14 protein-coding genes, 1 tRNA gene, 2 pseudogenes and 1 riboswitch are annotated in these 16,553 nt (G+C 72.1%); of the genes and pseudogenes, 14 read left to right on the top strand and 3 right to left on the bottom strand.

What is annotated here, in order from left to right; genetic code table 11:
- Nucleotides 1-60 precede the first annotated feature (60 nt).
- Nucleotides 61-858 carry a tyrosine-protein phosphatase gene (locus ACTWJ9_RS02155; RefSeq protein WP_279332333.1) on the bottom strand — a complete coding sequence of 266 codons (798 nt, stop codon included), beginning with the start codon at nt 856-858 and terminating at the stop codon, nt 61-63.
- 463 nt (nt 859-1,321) lie between these two features.
- Nucleotides 1,322-1,486: riboswitch (cyclic di-AMP (ydaO/yuaA leader) on the top strand.
- 2 nt (nt 1,487-1,488) lie between these two features.
- Here ACTWJ9_RS02155 and ACTWJ9_RS02150 point away from each other — a divergent pair.
- From ACTWJ9_RS02150 to ACTWJ9_RS02095, 12 genes are all read left to right on the top strand, one after another.
- Nucleotides 1,489-2,433: a M23 family metallopeptidase gene (locus ACTWJ9_RS02150; RefSeq protein ID WP_279332332.1), complete on the top strand. Its 945-nt coding sequence runs from the start codon at nt 1,489-1,491 to the stop codon at nt 2,431-2,433.
- 238 nt (nt 2,434-2,671) lie between these two features.
- Entirely contained in the window at nt 2,672-3,457 is a 786-nt protein-coding gene (locus ACTWJ9_RS02145; RefSeq protein WP_443295939.1) for an SGNH/GDSL hydrolase family protein, read from the top strand.
- Nucleotides 3,458-3,689: 232 nt separating this feature from the next.
- Nucleotides 3,690-4,925 (top strand): MBL fold metallo-hydrolase, encoded by a 1,236-nt coding sequence (locus ACTWJ9_RS02140; RefSeq protein WP_279332331.1) that lies wholly within the window; start codon nt 3,690-3,692, stop codon nt 4,923-4,925.
- A gap of 593 nt (nt 4,926-5,518) precedes the next feature.
- Complete coding sequence (locus tag ACTWJ9_RS02135) at nt 5,519-7,669, top strand: sensor histidine kinase (RefSeq protein WP_387035927.1); 2,151 nt, start codon at nt 5,519-5,521, stop codon at nt 7,667-7,669.
- Nucleotides 7,670-7,731: 62 nt separating this feature from the next.
- Complete coding sequence (locus ACTWJ9_RS02130; protein ID WP_279332329.1) at nt 7,732-8,166, top strand: roadblock/LC7 domain-containing protein; 435 nt, start codon at nt 7,732-7,734, stop codon at nt 8,164-8,166.
- A gap of 2 nt (nt 8,167-8,168) precedes the next feature.
- Nucleotides 8,169-8,540 (top strand): DUF742 domain-containing protein, encoded by a 372-nt coding sequence (locus ACTWJ9_RS02125; RefSeq protein ID WP_279332328.1) that lies wholly within the window; start codon nt 8,169-8,171, stop codon nt 8,538-8,540.
- Nucleotides 8,518-9,135: a GTP-binding protein gene (locus tag ACTWJ9_RS02120; protein WP_279332327.1), complete on the top strand. Its 618-nt coding sequence runs from the start codon at nt 8,518-8,520 to the stop codon at nt 9,133-9,135. Before ACTWJ9_RS02125 ends, ACTWJ9_RS02120 begins: the two co-directional genes overlap by 23 nt.
- 60 nt (nt 9,136-9,195) lie before the next feature.
- Nucleotides 9,196-9,771, top strand: a complete 576-nt coding sequence (locus tag ACTWJ9_RS02115) for a GAF domain-containing protein (protein WP_279332326.1) — start codon at nt 9,196-9,198, stop codon at nt 9,769-9,771.
- Between the two features lie 193 nt (nt 9,772-9,964).
- The gene (gene tdh, locus ACTWJ9_RS02110; protein WP_279337841.1) at nt 9,965-10,993 is read left to right on the top strand and encodes an L-threonine 3-dehydrogenase; all 1,029 of its coding nucleotides are present in this window, start codon (nt 9,965-9,967) and stop codon (nt 10,991-10,993) included.
- Nucleotides 10,994-11,111: 118 nt separating this feature from the next.
- Nucleotides 11,112-12,311 (top strand): glycine C-acetyltransferase, encoded by a 1,200-nt coding sequence (locus ACTWJ9_RS02105; RefSeq protein ID WP_279332325.1) that lies wholly within the window; start codon nt 11,112-11,114, stop codon nt 12,309-12,311.
- 62 nt (nt 12,312-12,373) lie between these two features.
- Complete coding sequence (locus tag ACTWJ9_RS02100) at nt 12,374-13,279, top strand: LysR family transcriptional regulator (protein WP_279332324.1); 906 nt, start codon at nt 12,374-12,376, stop codon at nt 13,277-13,279.
- Nucleotides 13,280-13,335: 56 nt separating this feature from the next.
- Nucleotides 13,336-13,695 carry an MmcQ/YjbR family DNA-binding protein gene (locus tag ACTWJ9_RS02095; protein ID WP_279332323.1) on the top strand — a complete coding sequence of 120 codons (360 nt, stop codon included), beginning with the start codon at nt 13,336-13,338 and terminating at the stop codon, nt 13,693-13,695.
- Between the two features lie 250 nt (nt 13,696-13,945).
- Here the strand turns inward: ACTWJ9_RS02095 and ACTWJ9_RS02090 are convergent.
- Nucleotides 13,946-14,116 (bottom strand): annotated as a pseudogene (locus tag ACTWJ9_RS02090) (transketolase); the annotation flags it as partial.
- Nucleotides 14,117-14,248: 132 nt separating this feature from the next.
- Between ACTWJ9_RS02090 and ACTWJ9_RS02085 the strand changes: the two are divergent.
- Nucleotides 14,249-14,322 (top strand) — tRNA-Pro (locus ACTWJ9_RS02085).
- Nucleotides 14,323-14,421: 99 nt separating this feature from the next.
- On the opposite strand, the pseudogene ACTWJ9_RS02080 reads toward ACTWJ9_RS02085, so the two are convergent.
- Nucleotides 14,422-14,996, bottom strand: a pseudogene (locus ACTWJ9_RS02080) (tyrosine-type recombinase/integrase); the annotation flags it as partial.
- A gap of 113 nt (nt 14,997-15,109) precedes the next feature.
- Between ACTWJ9_RS02080 and ACTWJ9_RS02075 the strand changes: the two are divergent.
- The gene (locus tag ACTWJ9_RS02075; protein ID WP_387035931.1) at nt 15,110-16,426 is read left to right on the top strand and encodes a PP2C family protein-serine/threonine phosphatase; all 1,317 of its coding nucleotides are present in this window, start codon (nt 15,110-15,112) and stop codon (nt 16,424-16,426) included.
- Nucleotides 16,427-16,553: the final 127 nt, after the last annotated feature.

The following is a 16,553-nucleotide window of genomic DNA, read 5'->3' as shown; positions in this document are numbered from 1 at the left end:
CTGTCCGGGCAGTGCCCCTCCGTGAGGCGCTGCCCGGTCGGGTGGTTCCTCAGTGGTTCCTCAGTCGAGCAGGCGCTCGCGCAGCCGCTCCCGGTTTTCGGGGGTGAGTCCGAGCGCCGTCTCGAGGTAGGGGTCCACGCCGCCCCAGGTCTCCTCGATGGTTTCCAGGGCAGCCGACAGGTATTCGGCGCGGGCGTCGAACAGGGGGTCGAGCAGCTCCATGACCTCGGGGGAGTAGGCCGAGGCGGAGCTGCCGCTGCGACGCACCCGGTAGCGGCGGTGTGTGGCGCTGGACTTGAGGTAGTCGTCGAAGATCGCGTCCCGCTCCACGCCCAGGGCGAGCAGCGTCACCGCCACCGACAGGCCCGCGCGGTCCTTGCCCGCCGCGCAGTGCATCAGCGCGGGGACGCCGTCCTCGGCGAGCGAGCGCAGCACCTGGGAGTGCTCGGCGGTGCGTTCCCTGACGAGCACGCGGTACGAGGCGATCATCCGGCCCGCCCCCTTGCCGTCGGCGAGGATCGAGCGCAGCTGGTCCAGGTCGCCGTCGCGGACCATCCTCCAGAACTGGGCGCCGTCGGCCGGGTCGCTCAGCGGCAGGTTCACCTGGCGCACGCCGGGCAGTTCGATGTCGTGGCCGTCCAGCTTCTGGTCGGCCGCGTTGCGGAAGTCGAAGACGGTGTGCAGTCCCAGGGAGGACAGGAAGGTGGCGTCCGACGCGGTGGCGTGGGCGAGGTGACCGCTGCGGAACAGCACGCCGTGCCGTACCCGGCGGCCGTCCACGGTCGGCAGTCCGCCCACATCGCGGAAGTTCCGCACTCCGGTCAGCTCGGGTTCGGTCGACGGGATGTGCTGCGTCACGGGGGCCCCTCCCTCTCGCCGCCGACGGGGAGGCGCCGACGGATGTCACTCGACGATACGACATGCCTGCCGGGGGCAATGAGTTGTCCGCGGATCGGTCGGCAGGGGCGTTCCGGTCCCGCCGTCAGGCCGGAGCGGGACGTCCCCGATCGGGCACTTGAAGGCGTTCTGTCCGTTTAAGGCATTTCGCCATGAAACGCCCCGAAAGGGAGGGGGTGGGGAGGGCGTGGTGAGCATCGTCATATCGGTGACGATGTGTTGCCGCCGTGCTTCGCGTAATTCTGTTGTTCCGCAAGGGAATTCGGAGGGTGCGGGAAATCCGGGGCGACTCTGGGTGACGGAATTCAGGTGAATGGATCACGGAAAAGGGCCTTCGCTCCGAACATCGCGCTTGTCCCTTTGCGCCGTGGTCGCCTACGTTCGCCATCGATCCGGACGGACGCCTAATCCTGCCGCCGCCCGGAGCCCACACACACTGACCCGTGTACGGCAGGAGCGGGGGACCCACAGGTATCACTGCCTGTTCCGGTCTCCGGAACAGGCTCGGGGTTAAGCCGCGTCCCGACGCGGCCGGGCATCTCCAGTCCGAACCCGACAGCTCACCTCGTAGGCGCCGGAGAGGAATTCGTCATGCCCGCAAAGGGTAAGCACCGCCGTTCCCGCGCTGTGCGTCTCACTCGTTCCATCGCCGTCGCCGGTGCCGGTGGCGCCGTGCTCGCCCTGCCGCTTCTCGGCGCCACCGGCGCGAACGCCGCCCCGGCGCAGGCGGCCCCGGAAAAGGCCGTCCAGTCGTTCTCCGTCGCCGGCGAGAAGGCTGACGGCAAGAAGGCCGACAGCGGCCGGAGCGGCGACGTCCGCACGTACATCGTGAAGAGCGGCGACCACCTGGCGAAGATCGCCGAGTCCGAGAACGTCGACGGCGGCTGGAAGCAGCTCTACGCCGACAACCGGGAGGCCGTGGGTGACGACCCGTCGCTCATCCACCCCGGTCTGAAGCTCTCGGTCGACGGCGAGGCCGCGACGAGCACGCCGAAGAAGTCGCCCTCCTCCGGCCCCGCCGGTTCCCTGGGGCTGCCCTCGTCGTCCGCTCCGTCCTCCGCGCCGAAGAAGTCCGCGCCGAAGGCCTCCTCCGACGCCACGACCGTGAAGCAGGCCGCGAACACCTCCGGTTACAGCTCGCCGGTGCCCGGTGGCGGCCTCGGCACCGCCTACAAGGTGGCCGGCAGCATGTGGTCCAGCGGCTACCACACGGGTGTCGACTTCGCCATCCCGACCGGCACCTCCCTGAAGGCCGTCGGCCCGGGCACCGTCGTCTCCGCGGGCTGGGCCGGTGCATACGGCAACCAGGTCGTCGTCCAGCTCGAGGACGGCCACTACGCCCAGTACGCCCACCTGTCCTCGCTGTCCGTCTCGGCCGGCCAGACCGTGAGCGGCGGCCAGCAGGTCGGCCTCTCGGGGTCCACCGGCAACTCGACCGGCCCGCACCTGCACTTCGAGATCCGCACCACGCCGAACTACGGCTCGGACGTGGACCCGGTCGCCTACCTCGGGGCGAAGGGCGTCTCCATCGTCTGACCCCCGCGGCGACCCGCCGGACACGCGCCGAAGGCCGGACCCCGATCCCCGGGGTCCGGCCTTCGGCGCGTTTCGGCCCCTCAACGTTCTTTCCGCCAAGGCTATTCCGGAACGGGGCAATGCTTCGGGAGTGGCTTATCTCACCGCGCGTCAACCCCTTCCTACGGTCGCGTAGGTCACATTCGAAAGGGAATCATGTCCCCTCGTGGCAGACGATTCGAAGAGTGACAGCACATCAGTGATCGGGTCGTACGTGGCGGTGGGGGACAGCTTCACCGAGGGCGTCGGCGACCCCGGCCCGGGCGGGGCGTTCGTCGGCTGGGCCGACCGGTTCGCCGTACTTCTCGCCGACCGTCGCCCCGAAGGCGACTTCCGGTACACGAATCTCGCGGTGCGCGGAAAACTGCTCGACCAGATCATGGCCGACCAGGTTCCGCGGGCCGTCGAACTGGCCCCCGCACTGGTCTCCTTCTGTGCGGGCGGCAACGACATCCTCCGCCCCGGCACCGACCCCGACGAGGTGGCCGAGCGTTTCGAACGGGCTGTGGCCGCGCTCACGGCGGTCTCCGGCACGGTCCTGGTGACCACGGGGTTCGACACCCGGGGCGTGCCCCTGCTCAAGCATCTGCGCGGCAAGATCGCCACCTACAACGGGCATGTGCGGGCCGTCGCCGACCGGTACGGCTGCCCGGTGCTCGACCTGTGGTCCCTGAGGAGCGTCCAGGACCGCAGGGCCTGGGACACCGACCGGCTCCACCTGTCGCCCGAGGGACACACGCGTGTGGCGCTCCGCGCGGGCCAGAGCCTCGGCCTGGACGTCCCGGCGGACCCGGAGCAGCCCTGGCCCCCGCTGCCGCCGCGCGGCAACCTCGACGTCCGACGGGACGACGTCCACTGGGCGCGCGAGTACCTGGTGCCGTGGATAGGGCGCCGACTGCGCGGGGAGTCGTCGGGGGACCACGTGACGGCGAAGGGGACGCTGTCACCGGACGACATCAAGGTGCGGATCGCCTCGGTGGCGTAACGCCGGACGGACGCGACGGGCGGGGGCGCGGCGGGCGCGGGGGAGGGGACGAAGGCGGAGGGTGCGGGCACGGGGGCGCGGCAGGCACGGGGGCGGCCGCCCGCCCCCCGCCCCGGGAGTCGGAGCCCGGCGGGCCCGTCGCCCCGGGCGGCCGGTTCTGTCCCGTCCGCCACCGCGCTTTCGGCCCGTCCGCCCATAATGGGATGTCTGACCGACTCCGCTGGGAGGCATCGTGGCCGGTTTCCGTTCCCAGAGCTCCGGGCTCCGTGCGCTACGGCCCGCGGCCTTCGGCGCGGACCCGAGCGGGGAGCGCATGGCGCGCATCCGCAGATCCCCGCACTACCGGGACGGGGTGTTCCAGAACCCCGGGGGACCCACCCGGCCCCGGTCCGAGGGCTCGGCCCGGGACCTGGCGAAGAGCTACTTCGACAGGGAGACCCGGTACCACCGCGCGCCGCGCGGCACCGTGCCGGTGCACTCCACCACCCTCGCCGACCTGGCCCGCCCGCCGGCCACCGGGCTGCGTCTCACCTGGATGGGCCACTCCAGCGTGCTCACGGAGATCGACGGTCAGCGGGTCCTGTTCGACCCCGTGTGGGGCGAGCGCTGCTCCCCGTTCCCCTTCGTCGGGCCCCGGCGGCTGCACCCGGTGCCCCTGCCGCTGGCCGCGCTCGGCCCGGTCGACGTCGTGGTGATCTCGCACGACCACTACGACCACCTGGACCTGCCCACCGTCAAGGCACTGGCCGGCACGGACACGCTGTTCGCCGTGCCGCTCGGGGTGGGTGCCCATCTGGAGCACTGGGGCGTGTCCGCCGACCGGCTGCGCGAACTGGACTGGCACGAGGCGACGCGGGTCGGCGGGCTCACCCTCACGGCCACCCCGGCCCGCCATTTCTGCGGCCGGGGACTGCGCAACACCCAGCACACCCTGTGGGCCTCCTGGGTCGTGGCGGGTGCGGAGCACCGCGTGTACCACAGCGGTGACACCGGCTACTTCGACGGCTTCCAGGACATCGGCGCCGACCACGGCCCGTTCGACGCGACGATGATCCAGATCGGCGCGTACTCGGACTTCTGGCCCAAGGGCGGGCTGGACCCGATCCCGGGACCCGGTTCCTGGCCCGAGATCCACATGAACCCGGCCGAGGGCGTCCAGGCCCATCTGGACCTGCAGAGAGGCCGCCCGGACGGTGTCTTCCTGCCGATCCACTGGGGCACCTTCAACCTGGCGCCGCATCCCTGGGCGGAGCCCGGCGAATGGACGATGGCGGCCGCCGACGCGGTCGGTCAGCCCGCCGCCTTCCCCGTCCCGGGCCTGCCGTTCGAGCCCGCGGGAGAGCTGCCGACGAAGACGTGGTGGCGGGACGTGGGACACGTCCCGCACCACAAGTGGCCGCTGCCCGACCCTGTCACGGACGCCTCCGCCGCCGTCCACGAGGACCTGGACCTGGTGGGAGAGGACTGACACGGGGCAGGAGCCCAGGAGCCCAGAAGTCATGGCCTGTACTGCTACGGAGAGTGAGAATTCCGTGGACCTTCCTCGGGTGTGAAGGGCCCCGGGGGGTCGCCGTGACGGAGGGGCCGCGGCCGTCGCGACGGTGCGGGTGGGTGGACGCCGGAAGGGTGAGGGCCGGGGAGCCGTGAGCTCCCCGGCCCTCGGCATGTACCGGTGACCGCTTCTGACCAGGTCGGATCGAACTGTGACCGTTTCCGGGTGACTGCCTGACGGGTTTATCGGTCTGTCGTACGAAGCCTCATACCAGAGCGGGACGCTGTCCGGGCAAGTTTGTCAACTGGCCACCGCACGTGATGCGGTGGTGACTACGGTGAGTGTCGGTCGGGCGCGTCGCGCCCCGGGGCCATGGCCACCAGATCGGATCAGGGAGCGGGGACCGGTACGTGCAGGCAGAAGGCGGACGAGGGAGCCGACGGGGCGAGGAGTCCCGCCGACCGGGCCCGGCCGGCGTCTCGGGCGCGACCGGCACCCGGAACCGACGGACCAGTACCGGTTCACGGAGCAGTACCGGTTCACGGACCAGTACCAGCTCGAGGACACCGATGCACGGCTCCCGCGCTCCGGCCTCCCGCACGGACCGGAGGGAGGGCGGACGGCACGGACGCCCGCCCTCCCGGCCCGCCCCCGAGCTCCCCGAGACGCAGTTACGGCCCCAGCTGCTGAGGCTCGCCGTGCTGCCGCCCGTCGCGGTCGCCCTCAGCGCCTGCGCGGCCGTGCTGTTCACGGTCCGCTCCACCGGGGTACGACCCGGTGCCACGCTGTGGAGCGTGCTCGGCGGCGCGGGGTCGGTGGCCCTGGCCGGCATCGTCGTCGCCGCCGTGGCCGCCGACCGAGCCGCCCGCTCCGTGCACGAGCGGGTGGAGAGCCTGCGCCGGAGCACGGCCCGGCGCGAGGCCGACCTGGGTGGCCTGGTGGACGCCCTGCGCCGGGGGGAGGGACCGCCACCCCGGGGGCAGCGCGACAGGACGCCGGAGGACGCCGACGACTTCGACCTGCTCGCCGCCGACCTGTCCCGGGCGCACGACGGTGCCGTCACCGCCGTCGTGCAGGCGTCCCAGCTCTCCAGCCAGGCGGGCAGCGAACAGAAACTCGAGGTGTTCGTCAACCTGGCCCGGCGCCTGCAGTCCCTGGTGCACCGCGAGATCTCCCTCCTCGACGAGATGGAGAACGAGATCGAGGACCCCGACCTGCTCAAGGGCCTCTTCCACGTCGACCACCTCGCCACCCGCATCCGCCGCCACGCCGAGAACCTCGCCGTGCTCGGCGGGGCCGTCTCCCGGCGGCAGTGGAGCAACCCCGTCCCCATGACCGAGGTGCTGCGCTCGGCCATCGCCGAGGTCGAGCAGTACTCGCGGGTCAAACTCGTCCCGCCGATCGACGGCACCCTGCGCGGGCACGCCGTCGCCGACGTCATCCACCTGCTGGCCGAACTCGTCGAGAACGCCACGCTGTACTCCGCCCCGCACACCCAGGTGCTGCTCCGCGCCGGCCTCGTCACCTCCGGGCTCGCCGTCGAGGTCGAGGACCGCGGGCTCGGCATGCCCATGGGCGAGCAGGAGCGGATGAACGCCCTGCTCGCCGACCCGGACCAGGTCAATGTGGCCAGCCTGCTGGCCGACGGACGCATCGGCCTGTTCGTGGTCTCGCAGCTTGCGAAGCGCCACGGCATCCATGTCCGGCTGCAGAGCAACATCTACGGCGGAGTGCAGGCCGTGCTCGTCGTGCCGCAGGCACTGCTGGGCGCCGAGCCGTGGGTCGCGGGGCAGAGCATGGGACAACCGCGAGAGATCGACGCGGTGCCGGACGCGGAGTACGGCGGCGGGCCGACGCCCCGGACCGGGCACCCGGTACCCGCGCCCGGAGGCGTCCCGCTGTCCGGGCCCGCCGGGTACGGGGCCGGCCCGCTGCCCGATCCGCGGGCGGGCTCCGGGCCCGGACCGCTGCAGGGACCCGGGGCGCCCCGCCACCCGGTGCCGCACACCGCGGGACCACGCTCGCACCGCCGCGACCGGACCGCCGTTCCGGCCCCGTCGCCCCCCGACGGCGTGGCGCCACCCCTGCCGCTGCGCGGCGCCCGCGCGGTACGGGCCAACCCGGCCGAGGCGGCTCCCGGCGTCAACCCCGACGACCGGCGGACCCTCGCGGAGAACGGGGCCGGGTCCGCTCCCCTCACCCCGCGCGACGGCACGGTGCACGGCACCACGGACAAACCCCGACTGCCCCGCCGCCGCGCCCAGGAACACCTCGTGCCCCAGCTCCGCGACGGTCCCGCACCGCGTCAGGAGACCGAGCACGTCGCCGGTCACGATCCCCACCTGGTGGCGGCCTTCCAACGGGGCGTCAGTCTCGCCGAAACCCAACAGCCCACCGACGCCGACGACATGGGGCGCGACGACATGGGGCGCCCCGACAACACCGGCGAGCACATGGTGGGCGACCCCACGGCGTCCGTGTCCCTGCCGTCCATGCTGCCGACACGGCCCATGGACGCCTACCCCATGGACGCCCACCCCATGGACCCGCTCCCCACCACGCAGCCCCGTGCCATGGAACCCCACACCATGGAGTCCCACACCACGGAGGCACACCATGTGCCCGCGGTGTCCCGGGAAATGCGTGGTGCCCATGACGGGGTGCCCGCGCCCCGCACCGACCACACCGCCCGGGACGACGGGAGTGCACCCACCGGATGAGCATGCCCGCACCCACCCCCACCGCTCCCGCAGACCTTCGTACCCCAAGGAGTCGATCCACCATGGCGAGCGATGCGCCGACCGCCCACGTGTCCGATCTCGACTGGCTGATGAGCGGCCTCGTACAACGGGTACCGCACACGTCGAGTGCCGTGCTGCTCTCCTGCGACGGGCTGGTGAAGTCCGTGCACGGCCTCGACGCGGACAGCGCCGACCACATGGCCGCCCTGGCCTCCGGCCTCTACTCGCTCGGCCGCAGCGCCGGCATCCGCTTCGGCGACGGCGGCGACGTCCGGCAGGTCGTCGTCGAACTCGACTCGACCCTGCTGTTCGTCTCCACCGCCGGTTCCGGCACCTGCCTCGCGGTGCTGGCCGGCCGCGAGGCCGACGCGGCGGTGCTCGGCTACGAGATGGCGATGCTGGTCAAGAGCGTCCGGCCGTATCTGATGACCGCTCCCCGGCAGCCCGCCGCCGAACCCCCGGTGATGAGGCCTTGAACGTGGCGACGGCCGGCGACGGCCCCTGGCTGGACGACGCGGCCGGGCGGCTGGTGCGCCCCTTCACCGTCAGCGACGGCCGGACCCGCCCCACCGTCGAACTCGACCTGATGTCACAGGTGATGGCCACCGGGGCCACCCCTTTCGGCTACCTCGGACCCGAGCACGCGCAGGCGCTCGACCTGTGCCGCGCGCCCCTCCCGGTCGCCGAGGTCGCCGCCCATCTCAAGCTGCCGGTGGCCGTCACCAAGGTGCTGCTGGCGGACCTCGTCGACTGCGGGGGGCTCACCACCAAGCCCCCCGTGTTCGCCCACAACCCGACGGACCGGGCCCTTCTGGAGGCAGTGCTCGATGGACTACGACGACAGCTCTGACCGCGGCACCGGCACCGACCCGTTCCCCACCGCGCTCAAGATCCTCGTGGCGGGCGGCTTCGGCGTGGGCAAGACCACCTTCGTCGGCGCGGTCAGCGAGATCGCGCCGCTCAGCACGGAGGAACTGCTCACCACGGTCAGTGCCGCCACCGACCGGCTCGACGGAATCGAGAACAAGGTCGAGACGACCGTGGCGATGGACTTCGGCCGTATCACCCTGGACCCGGAGCATGTGCTGTACCTGTTCGGCACACCGGGCCAGGAGCGGTTCTGGTTCATGTGGGACGAGCTCTGCGAGGGCGCCCTCGGCGCGGTCGTCATCGCCGACACCCGGCGCCTGGAGGAGTGCTTCGCCGCCGTCGACTTCTTCGAGCAGCGCGGCCTCGACTTCGTCATCGCCGTCAACGAGTTCGACGGAGCCTTCCGCTACGACCCCCAGGAGGTGCGCGCCGCCCTGGACCTGACCGACGAGATCCCCGTCGTGTGCTGCGACGCCCGGATCTCCAGTTCGGGCGTCCGGACCCTGCTGACCCTGGTACGCCACCTCCTCGCCCACGCCCCGGCCCCCGCCACGGGGTATGGCGCCCACATGTGATCCCCGCACACCGTCACGGAGCCCAACCATGCGTTCTGCCCACACCCAGGGAGCCCGCCCATGAGCTACGACCCGCCCCGCCCGGCCGGTCGTCTGCTGCTCACCCCCGAGGACAAGGAGGCGCCGGCCCGCACCCTGCGGCTGCGCCGGCTGGGTCTGGGCGAACGCCCCGAGCCCCTGCTCGACGCCTTCGCGTACGGACTCTCCGAACTCACCGGGGCGGCGTACGCCATGGTCAACTTCCTGGGGGAGGAAGGGCAGTTCTTCGCCGGTCTGCACGCCCCGGCGGTCGCGCCCGTCGTCCGCGGCGACGGCACCGGCGCCCTGCTGGGCCGGACACTGCCCCGCGACCACGGCTTCTGCCCCCATGTGGTGGCCCGGCGCAAGGCACTGGCCCTGGGGGACGTGAGCGACTATCCGCGGTTCGCGGGCAATCCGGTCGTGGACGAGTTCGGGGTGCGCTCCTACCTGGGCGCCCCGCTCATCGACAGCACCGGCATGGTGCTGGGCACCGTGTCGGTCTCCGACATCCAGCCACGGGCCTGGGGACAGGCGGGGCTCACCGCCATCAAGGAACAGGCCGCGGATCTCGTCGTACGGCTCGACCGCGGGGAGAGCGACAGACCGGTGTGGTGAGCCCGCGGCCCGGCGGCGAGGGCGGGGCCGATGGGGTGACGGCGTGAAGGAAAGCTGTGGCCCCGCTTAAGAAATCCTCGATGGACCGGTGAGGGTGGCGTACGGCAGATTGCAGTGCGAATCCACTCCGCTTCCCGGCCTGGGCTGCTCCGGCGTGCCCGGGAGCCGGGACTCACCCTCAGGAGCCATGGCGTTGAAGGCGCTCGTCAAGGAGAAGGCCGAACCCGGGCTGTGGCTCGCGGACGTTCCCGAGCCGGCCGTCGGGCCCGGGGACGTACTGATCAAGGTGCTGCGCACCGGTATCTGCGGCACCGACCTGCACATCCGGTCCTGGGACGGCTGGGCCCGCCAGACGATCAGCGCTCCGCTGGTCCTCGGGCACGAATTCGTCGGCGAGGTCGTCGAGACGGGCCGGGACGTCGACGAGATCAAGACCGGCGACCGGGTCAGCGGCGAGGGCCACCTCGTGTGCGGCAAGTGCCGCAACTGCCTGGCCGGACGACGGCACCTGTGCCGCGCCACCGTCGGGCTCGGCGTCGGTCGCGACGGCGCGTTCGCCGAGTACGTCGTGCTGCCCGCGACCAACGTCTGGGTGCACCGCGTGCCCGTCGACCTCGACGTCGCCGCGATCTTCGACCCGTTCGGCAACGCCGTGCACACCGCCCTGTCCTTCCCGCTCGTCGGGGAGGACGTCCTGATCACCGGCGCCGGACCGATCGGCCTGATGGCCGCCGCCGTGGCCCGGCACGCCGGAGCCCGCCATGTCATGATCACCGACATCAGTGAGGAGCGTCTGGAACTCGCCCGCAAGATCGGCGTGAGCCTGGCGCTGAACGTGGGGGAGTCGGCCATCGCCGACGGGCAGCAGATCCTCGGCCTGCGCGAGGGATTCGACGTCGGCCTGGAGATGTCCGGCCGCCCCGAGGCGATGCGGGACATGATCGCCAACATGACCCACGGCGGCCGGATCGCGATGCTGGGCCTGCCGGCCGAGGAGTTCCCGGTCGACTGGGCCCGGATCGTCACCTCGATGATCACCCTCAAGGGCATCTACGGCCGGGAGATGTTCGAGACCTGGTACGCCATGTCGGTGCTGCTGGAGGGCGGCCTCGACCTCGCCCCCGTGATCACCGGCCGGTACTCCCACCGCGACTTCGAGGCGGCGTTCGAGGACGCGGCGAGCGGCCGCGGCGGCAAGATCATCCTCGACTGGACGTCCTGACCCCGGCAGCTCCGTCCCGGCACCTCCGTCCAGGCACCCCGCGCCGGGCGCACCCGCCCGGGGCCTTCCTCGGCATCCCCCTCATCCGCGAGCACCTTCATCCACCAGGAGCCTTCCCATGTTCGACTCCGTGCGCGACGACCTCCGCACCACCCTCGACGAGATCCGCGCCGCCGGACTGCACAAGCCCGAGCGGGTGATCGGCACCCCGCAGTCCGCCACCGTGAACGTCACCGCGGGCGGCCGGCCCGGTGAGGTCCTCAACTTCTGCGCCAACAACTACCTCGGCCTCGCCGACCACCCCGAGGTGCTCGCCGCCGCCCACGAGGCCCTCGACCGCTGGGGCTACGGCATGGCCTCGGTGCGCTTCATCTGCGGCACGCAGGAGGTGCACAAGGAGCTGGAGGCCCGGCTGTCGGCGTTCCTCGGCCAGGAGGACACGATCCTCTACTCGTCCTGCTTCGACGCCAACGGCGGCGTGTTCGAGACACTGCTCGGCCCGGACGACGCGGTGATCTCCGACGCGCTCAACCACGCGTCGATCATCGACGGCATCCGGCTGTCCAAGGCCCGCCGCTTCCGCTACGCCAACCGTGACATGGCCGACCTGGAGCGCCAGTTGAAGGAGGCCACCGAGGGCGGGGCGCGGCGCAAGCTGATCGTCACCGACGGCGTCTTCTCCATGGACGGCCACGTCGCGCCGCTGGACGAGATCTGCGACCTCGCCGACCGCCACGACGCCATGGTCATGGTCGACGACTCGCACGCCGTGGGCTTCGTCGGGTCCGGCGGGCGCGGCACCCCCGAACTGCACGGCGTCATGGACCGCGTCGACATCCTCACCGGCACCCTCGGCAAGGCGCTCGGCGGTGCCTCCGGCGGCTATGTCGCCGCCCGCGCGGAGATCGTCGCCCTGCTGCGCCAGCGCTCCCGGCCGTACCTGTTCTCGAACACCCTCGCCCCGGTCATCGCGGCGGCCTCGCTGAAGGTCCTCGACCTGCTGGAGTCCGCGGACGACCTGAGGGTCCGGCTGGGCGAGAACACCGCCCTGTTCCGCCGCCGGATGACCGCCGAGGGCTTCGACCTCCTCCCCGGCGACCACCCCATCGCCCCGGTGATGATCGGCGACGCGTCCCGCGCGGGACGCCTGGCGGAGCTGCTGCTGGAACGCGGTGTGTACGTGATCGGCTTCTCCTACCCCGTGGTGCCCGAGGGACAGGCCCGGATCAGGGTCCAGCTGTCCGCGGCCCACTCCACCGAGGACGTGAACCGCGCGGTGGACGCCTTCGTGGCGGCGCGGGCGGAGCTCGACGCCTGAGCGGAGCGCGCGGCGGCGTTCGCGGGGGTCCGGCCCGGGGGAGTCTGAGAGAATCCGGTCTCATGATCGAGGCACGGCGGCTCCACATCCTGCGTGCGGTGGCCGACCACCGTACGGTCACGGCGGCGGCCGCCGCGCTGTACCTGACCCCCTCGGCCGTGTCCCAGCAACTCACCGCGCTGGAGCAGGAGACCGGCCACCGGCTGGTGGAGCGCAGCGCCAAGGGGGTACGGCTGACACCGGCCGGCGAAATCCTGCTCGACCACACCCATGCGGTCCTCGCCCAGCTGGAGCGGGCCGCGGCCGAACTCGCCGCCTACAGTTCGGGCGCGGCCGGCACCCTCACCGTGGCCTCCTTCGCGACCGGGATCGCCCAGGTCGTCGTGCCCGCCCTGGTCCGCCTCGCCGCCACGGCACCGGGTATCCGCATCCACGTCCAGGACGCCGAGGGCGACGCCAGCCTGCCGATGCTGCTGGACCGGCAGATCGACGTCGCCGTGGCCGTCGAGTACCGGGGAGCGCCGTCCGCCGGCGACCCGCGGCTGACCCACGTGCCGCTGTACGCGGAGCCCTTCGACGCGGTCGTCCCCGTCACCCACCGGCTGGCCGACCTGCCCGAGGTGCCGCTCGCCGAGCTGGCCAAGGACCCGTGGATCGGCCCCTACCCCGGCAACCCCTGCCATGACGTAATCGTCCTGGCCTGCGAGAACGCCGGATTCCAGCCCCGCCTCGAGCACACTTCGGACGACTTCCGCGCGGTGGTGGCGCTGGCCTCGGCGGACGTGGGGGTCGCCCTGGTCCCGCGCTCGGCGCTGCGCGGCACGGACCTGACGGGCGTCGTCGTCCGCCCCGTCGACGGTGTGGCACCCACCCGCCGGGTCTTCGCCGCCGTACGCCGGGGAGCCGAGGAACACCCGCTGATCCGGCCCGTACTGGACGCGCTGAGCGAGGCCGCCGCAGCACCGTAGGCAGCCGGCCCCCGTCCCGTGACCGGTTGTCAGTGGCAGCCGCTACGGTGCCTGCCATGCCGGATGCCGAAGACGTACGACGGATCGCCCTGTCCCTGCCGGACACCACGGAGAAGATCGCCTGGAGCATGCCCACGTTCCGGGTCGCGGGAAAGATGTTCGCCACCCTGCCCGAGGACGAGACCTCCATCGCCGTGCGCTGCCCCAAGGAGGAGCGCGACGAACTGGCCCTCGCCGAACCGGAGAAGTTCTGGATCGCGGACCACGAGGCGCAGTCCGCCTGGGTCAGGGTCCGCCTCACCGCCCTCGACGGCGAGGACGAACTGCGCGACGTCCTCGCCGACTCCTGGCGCCAGGCGGCCCCGCCCCGGCTGCTCGAGGAACACCCCCGGCTGGGGCTGCCGTCCATGGGCTGAACCGACGGGCGTCGCCGTTCGTTCAGCCCGCGACGAAGCCCGCGATCCGCTGCCGGAGCGAGGCGGCGTCGAGACCGTGCGCGGCGACATGCTCCTCGAGCTGCCCGTACCGTCGCAGCTCCCGTCGCCCCACGCCCAGCCCCAGCACCCGGTGCGGCACGTCGGCCAACGCGTCGTCGGCCGACGCGGTCGACGTGCCCGCCAGGTACGGCTCGACGAGGACCACGTCCGTACCGGTGGCCCGCCGCAGCGCGGCCGCCCGCTCCGGCGAGACGCGCAGCACCCGGTCGTGGAGCACCCACAGCACGTCCAGTGTGGAGGTGGCGGCCGGTCCGTGCTTCTCGCCGCCGGTCACCAGGCCCATCAGCCCCGGCAGATCCGCGAACCCGTAAGAACGTGTGTGTTCCTCGGTGATCGTCATACGGCGATCGTGCAACCTCGACCAAACTTCAGGTCAAGCCCCGCCGTGCAAACGGGTGCGCGATCACCCTCCCGAGTGCGGTATTGTTTCCGTGCACGTTGATCCGGGGGAATCCCCAGGTCAGACGGGCATCGGGACGTGGCGCAGCTTGGTAGCGCACTTGACTGGGGGTCAAGGGGTCGCAGGTTCAAATCCTGTCGTCCCGACTGGAGACAGTCGCAGGCAAGGGCCGGTTCCGGAGCAATCCGGAACCGGCCCTTGATCATTGTTGGGGACCAGCTGGGGACCGGCGTCCTTGACCGGCCTCAGCGGGTCACGACGATCGGTTCCGGGAGCGAGCGCGGCGCGCGCAGCACGCTGAGGTGGGTGGAGAGCGCCGCCCCGGCAGCGGTGATCTTGTGTACGTCCGGGTGCAGGTGGCGCTGGGTGGTGGTCAGTGATCCGTGGCCGGCGATCCTGCGGAGGACGTGGATGTGGACTCCGGTGTCGGCGAACCAGGTCAGTCCGGTGTCCCGGAGGTCGTGGCGGCGCAGGTGCTCGTGGCCGAGCCCGGTGACCACGTCGTCCCAGTGCGTGGCGTCGCGCAGGACGGCGGTGGAGATGCGTCCGCCACGCGGGCCGGTGAACAGGCGGCGTCCGGGTCGGGGCCGGCGGACAGGATGCGCTGGGCGGCGAGGGGACGGATCTCCCCGCCGATGGGAACCTTGCGGGCCTGTGTGCCCTTGGCGCCCCTGTCGGACAGCCCGCCGGGCGCGGGTGTGATCTGACGCCGCACGGTCCAGATCCACTGGGTGGTGTCGATGTCTCCGACGCGGCGGCCTGAGACCTCGCCGATTCGTGCGGCGGTGCACGCGGAGAAGATGACCACGTCTCCCCAGCCGCTCCCTGGTGCGGGCCGCTGACGAAGCTGCGGCCTGCCTCCGGCCAGGTGAGCGCGTAGTGTGACATGGCAGGGCGACCTGATGACGGCGCCCGGCGCCGGGAGGAAGCACCATGGCGCACAACCCGTGGCAGCGATGGGAGCGGGGCCGGACCGGGGGCGGCATGGTCGCGCGATCGCAGCAGCGTGTTCTGGACCGGCACCGGTTGCGGCACCTGCTGGACGCGGTCGGGGCGGTCAGCACCGACATGGATACCCGCACTGTGCTGCGCCGCATCGTGGAAGCGGCCGCCGACCTCGTCGCCGCGCGCTATGGGGCGCTGGGCGTGCTCGACGAGAGCGGAAAGGTCATCGACCTGATCACCGTGGGCATCGACGATCCGCGGCTGTGCGCTGCGATGGGTCTGCCGCAGGGCCACGGCCTGTTGCACACCATGGTGGACGACCGGGAGCCGTTGCGGGTGGCGGATGTGGCCGGGCATCCTCGTGCAGCCGGTTTTCCGCCCGGGCATCCGGTCATGCGGACTCTGCTGGGCGTTCCGCTCATGGTGCGCGGCACGGTCTACGGTGACCTCTACGTCGCCGACAAGAGGGACGGCACGCTTTTCGATGACGACGACGAGGGCCTGCTGACGGCCCTGGCCAGTGCCGCGGGCGTCAGTCTCGAGAACGCCCGTCTGTACGAGCAGCTCAGACGGGCCGCCGAGCACTTCCAGCGCCGCATGCTGCCCGTACTTCCCGACCTTGCGCCGCTGACGGCCGCCGCCCGCTACGAGCCAGCCTCCGAGCTGCCCAGGCTGGGCGGGGACTGGTACGACGCCATGGCCCTGCCGGACGGCGCCATCTGTGTCGTGGTGGGCGACGTGACCGGCCACGACGTGGAGGCCGCCCCGCTGATGGGGCAGATCCGCAACATGCTGCGGGCGCTCGCCTTCGACCGGGGTGGGCCGCCCGCCCTGGTCGTGTCCCGGCTGGACCACGCCCTGACGATGTTCGAGGATCCGCCGACGGCCACCCTGGTGTTCGGCCGCATCGAGCGCACCGGTGGAGCGGGCGGGGGGTACACGTTCGGCTGGAGCAACGCGGGGCATCTGCCGCCGCTGCTGGTCGGCGCGGACGGCGGCACCCGCTACCTGGCACCCGCCCGTCACGGGATCCCGGTGGGGATCGAGGCGTCCGTCCCCCGGTTCAGCCACGAACTCCCCCTCCCGCCCGGCAGCACCCTGCTGCTGTTCACCGACGGACTGGTCGAGCGCCGCGACCAGGACATCGACACGGGACTGGCCGAGCTGGCCGAGCAGGCCGCCCGTCTGGCCAGGGCCCCGCTGGAGGAGCTGTGCGACGCTCTGATCAGCCGGAGCCGACAGGTGTTCGACGACGACGTCGCTCTGCTCGCCCTGCGCATCCCCTCGGACGGCCCGGCACGGTGAGACACACTCTGGCCGCTCGGCGTGCCGGGGTTCGCGGGCGGTCGCCCGGACGGGAGGCGGTCAGGCCGGCAGCAGGGTGCGCAGGGCGTGGGGCCGGCGAGGAATGGGCGGCCCGGGGCGCCACCGT

The organism is Streptomyces sp. GDS52 (genome assembly GCF_052246875.1).
Taxonomy (GTDB): Bacteria; Actinomycetota; Actinomycetes; order Streptomycetales; family Streptomycetaceae; genus Streptomyces; species Streptomyces cathayae.
The sequence above is the reverse complement of the archived record's forward strand: the minus strand, read 5'-3'. Positions and strand labels throughout refer to the sequence as shown.

Coding starts and splice junctions, on each gene's coding strand:
- ACTWJ9_RS02150 (WP_279332332.1), top strand. CDS start 1,489: ATGCCCGCAAAGGGTAAGCACCGCCGTTCCCGCGCTGTGCGTCTCACT.
- ACTWJ9_RS02135 (WP_387035927.1), top strand. CDS start 5,519: ATGCACGGCTCCCGCGCTCCGGCCTCCCGCACGGACCGGAGGGAGGGC.
- ACTWJ9_RS02130 (WP_279332329.1), top strand. CDS start 7,732: ATGGCGAGCGATGCGCCGACCGCCCACGTGTCCGATCTCGACTGGCTG.
- ACTWJ9_RS02120 (WP_279332327.1), top strand. CDS start 8,518: ATGGACTACGACGACAGCTCTGACCGCGGCACCGGCACCGACCCGTTC.
- ACTWJ9_RS02115 (WP_279332326.1), top strand. CDS start 9,196: ATGAGCTACGACCCGCCCCGCCCGGCCGGTCGTCTGCTGCTCACCCCC.
- ACTWJ9_RS02105 (WP_279332325.1), top strand. CDS start 11,112: ATGTTCGACTCCGTGCGCGACGACCTCCGCACCACCCTCGACGAGATC.
- ACTWJ9_RS02100 (WP_279332324.1), top strand. CDS start 12,374: ATGATCGAGGCACGGCGGCTCCACATCCTGCGTGCGGTGGCCGACCAC.
- ACTWJ9_RS02095 (WP_279332323.1), top strand. CDS start 13,336: ATGCCGGATGCCGAAGACGTACGACGGATCGCCCTGTCCCTGCCGGAC.
- ACTWJ9_RS02075 (WP_387035931.1), top strand. CDS start 15,110: ATGGCGCACAACCCGTGGCAGCGATGGGAGCGGGGCCGGACCGGGGGC.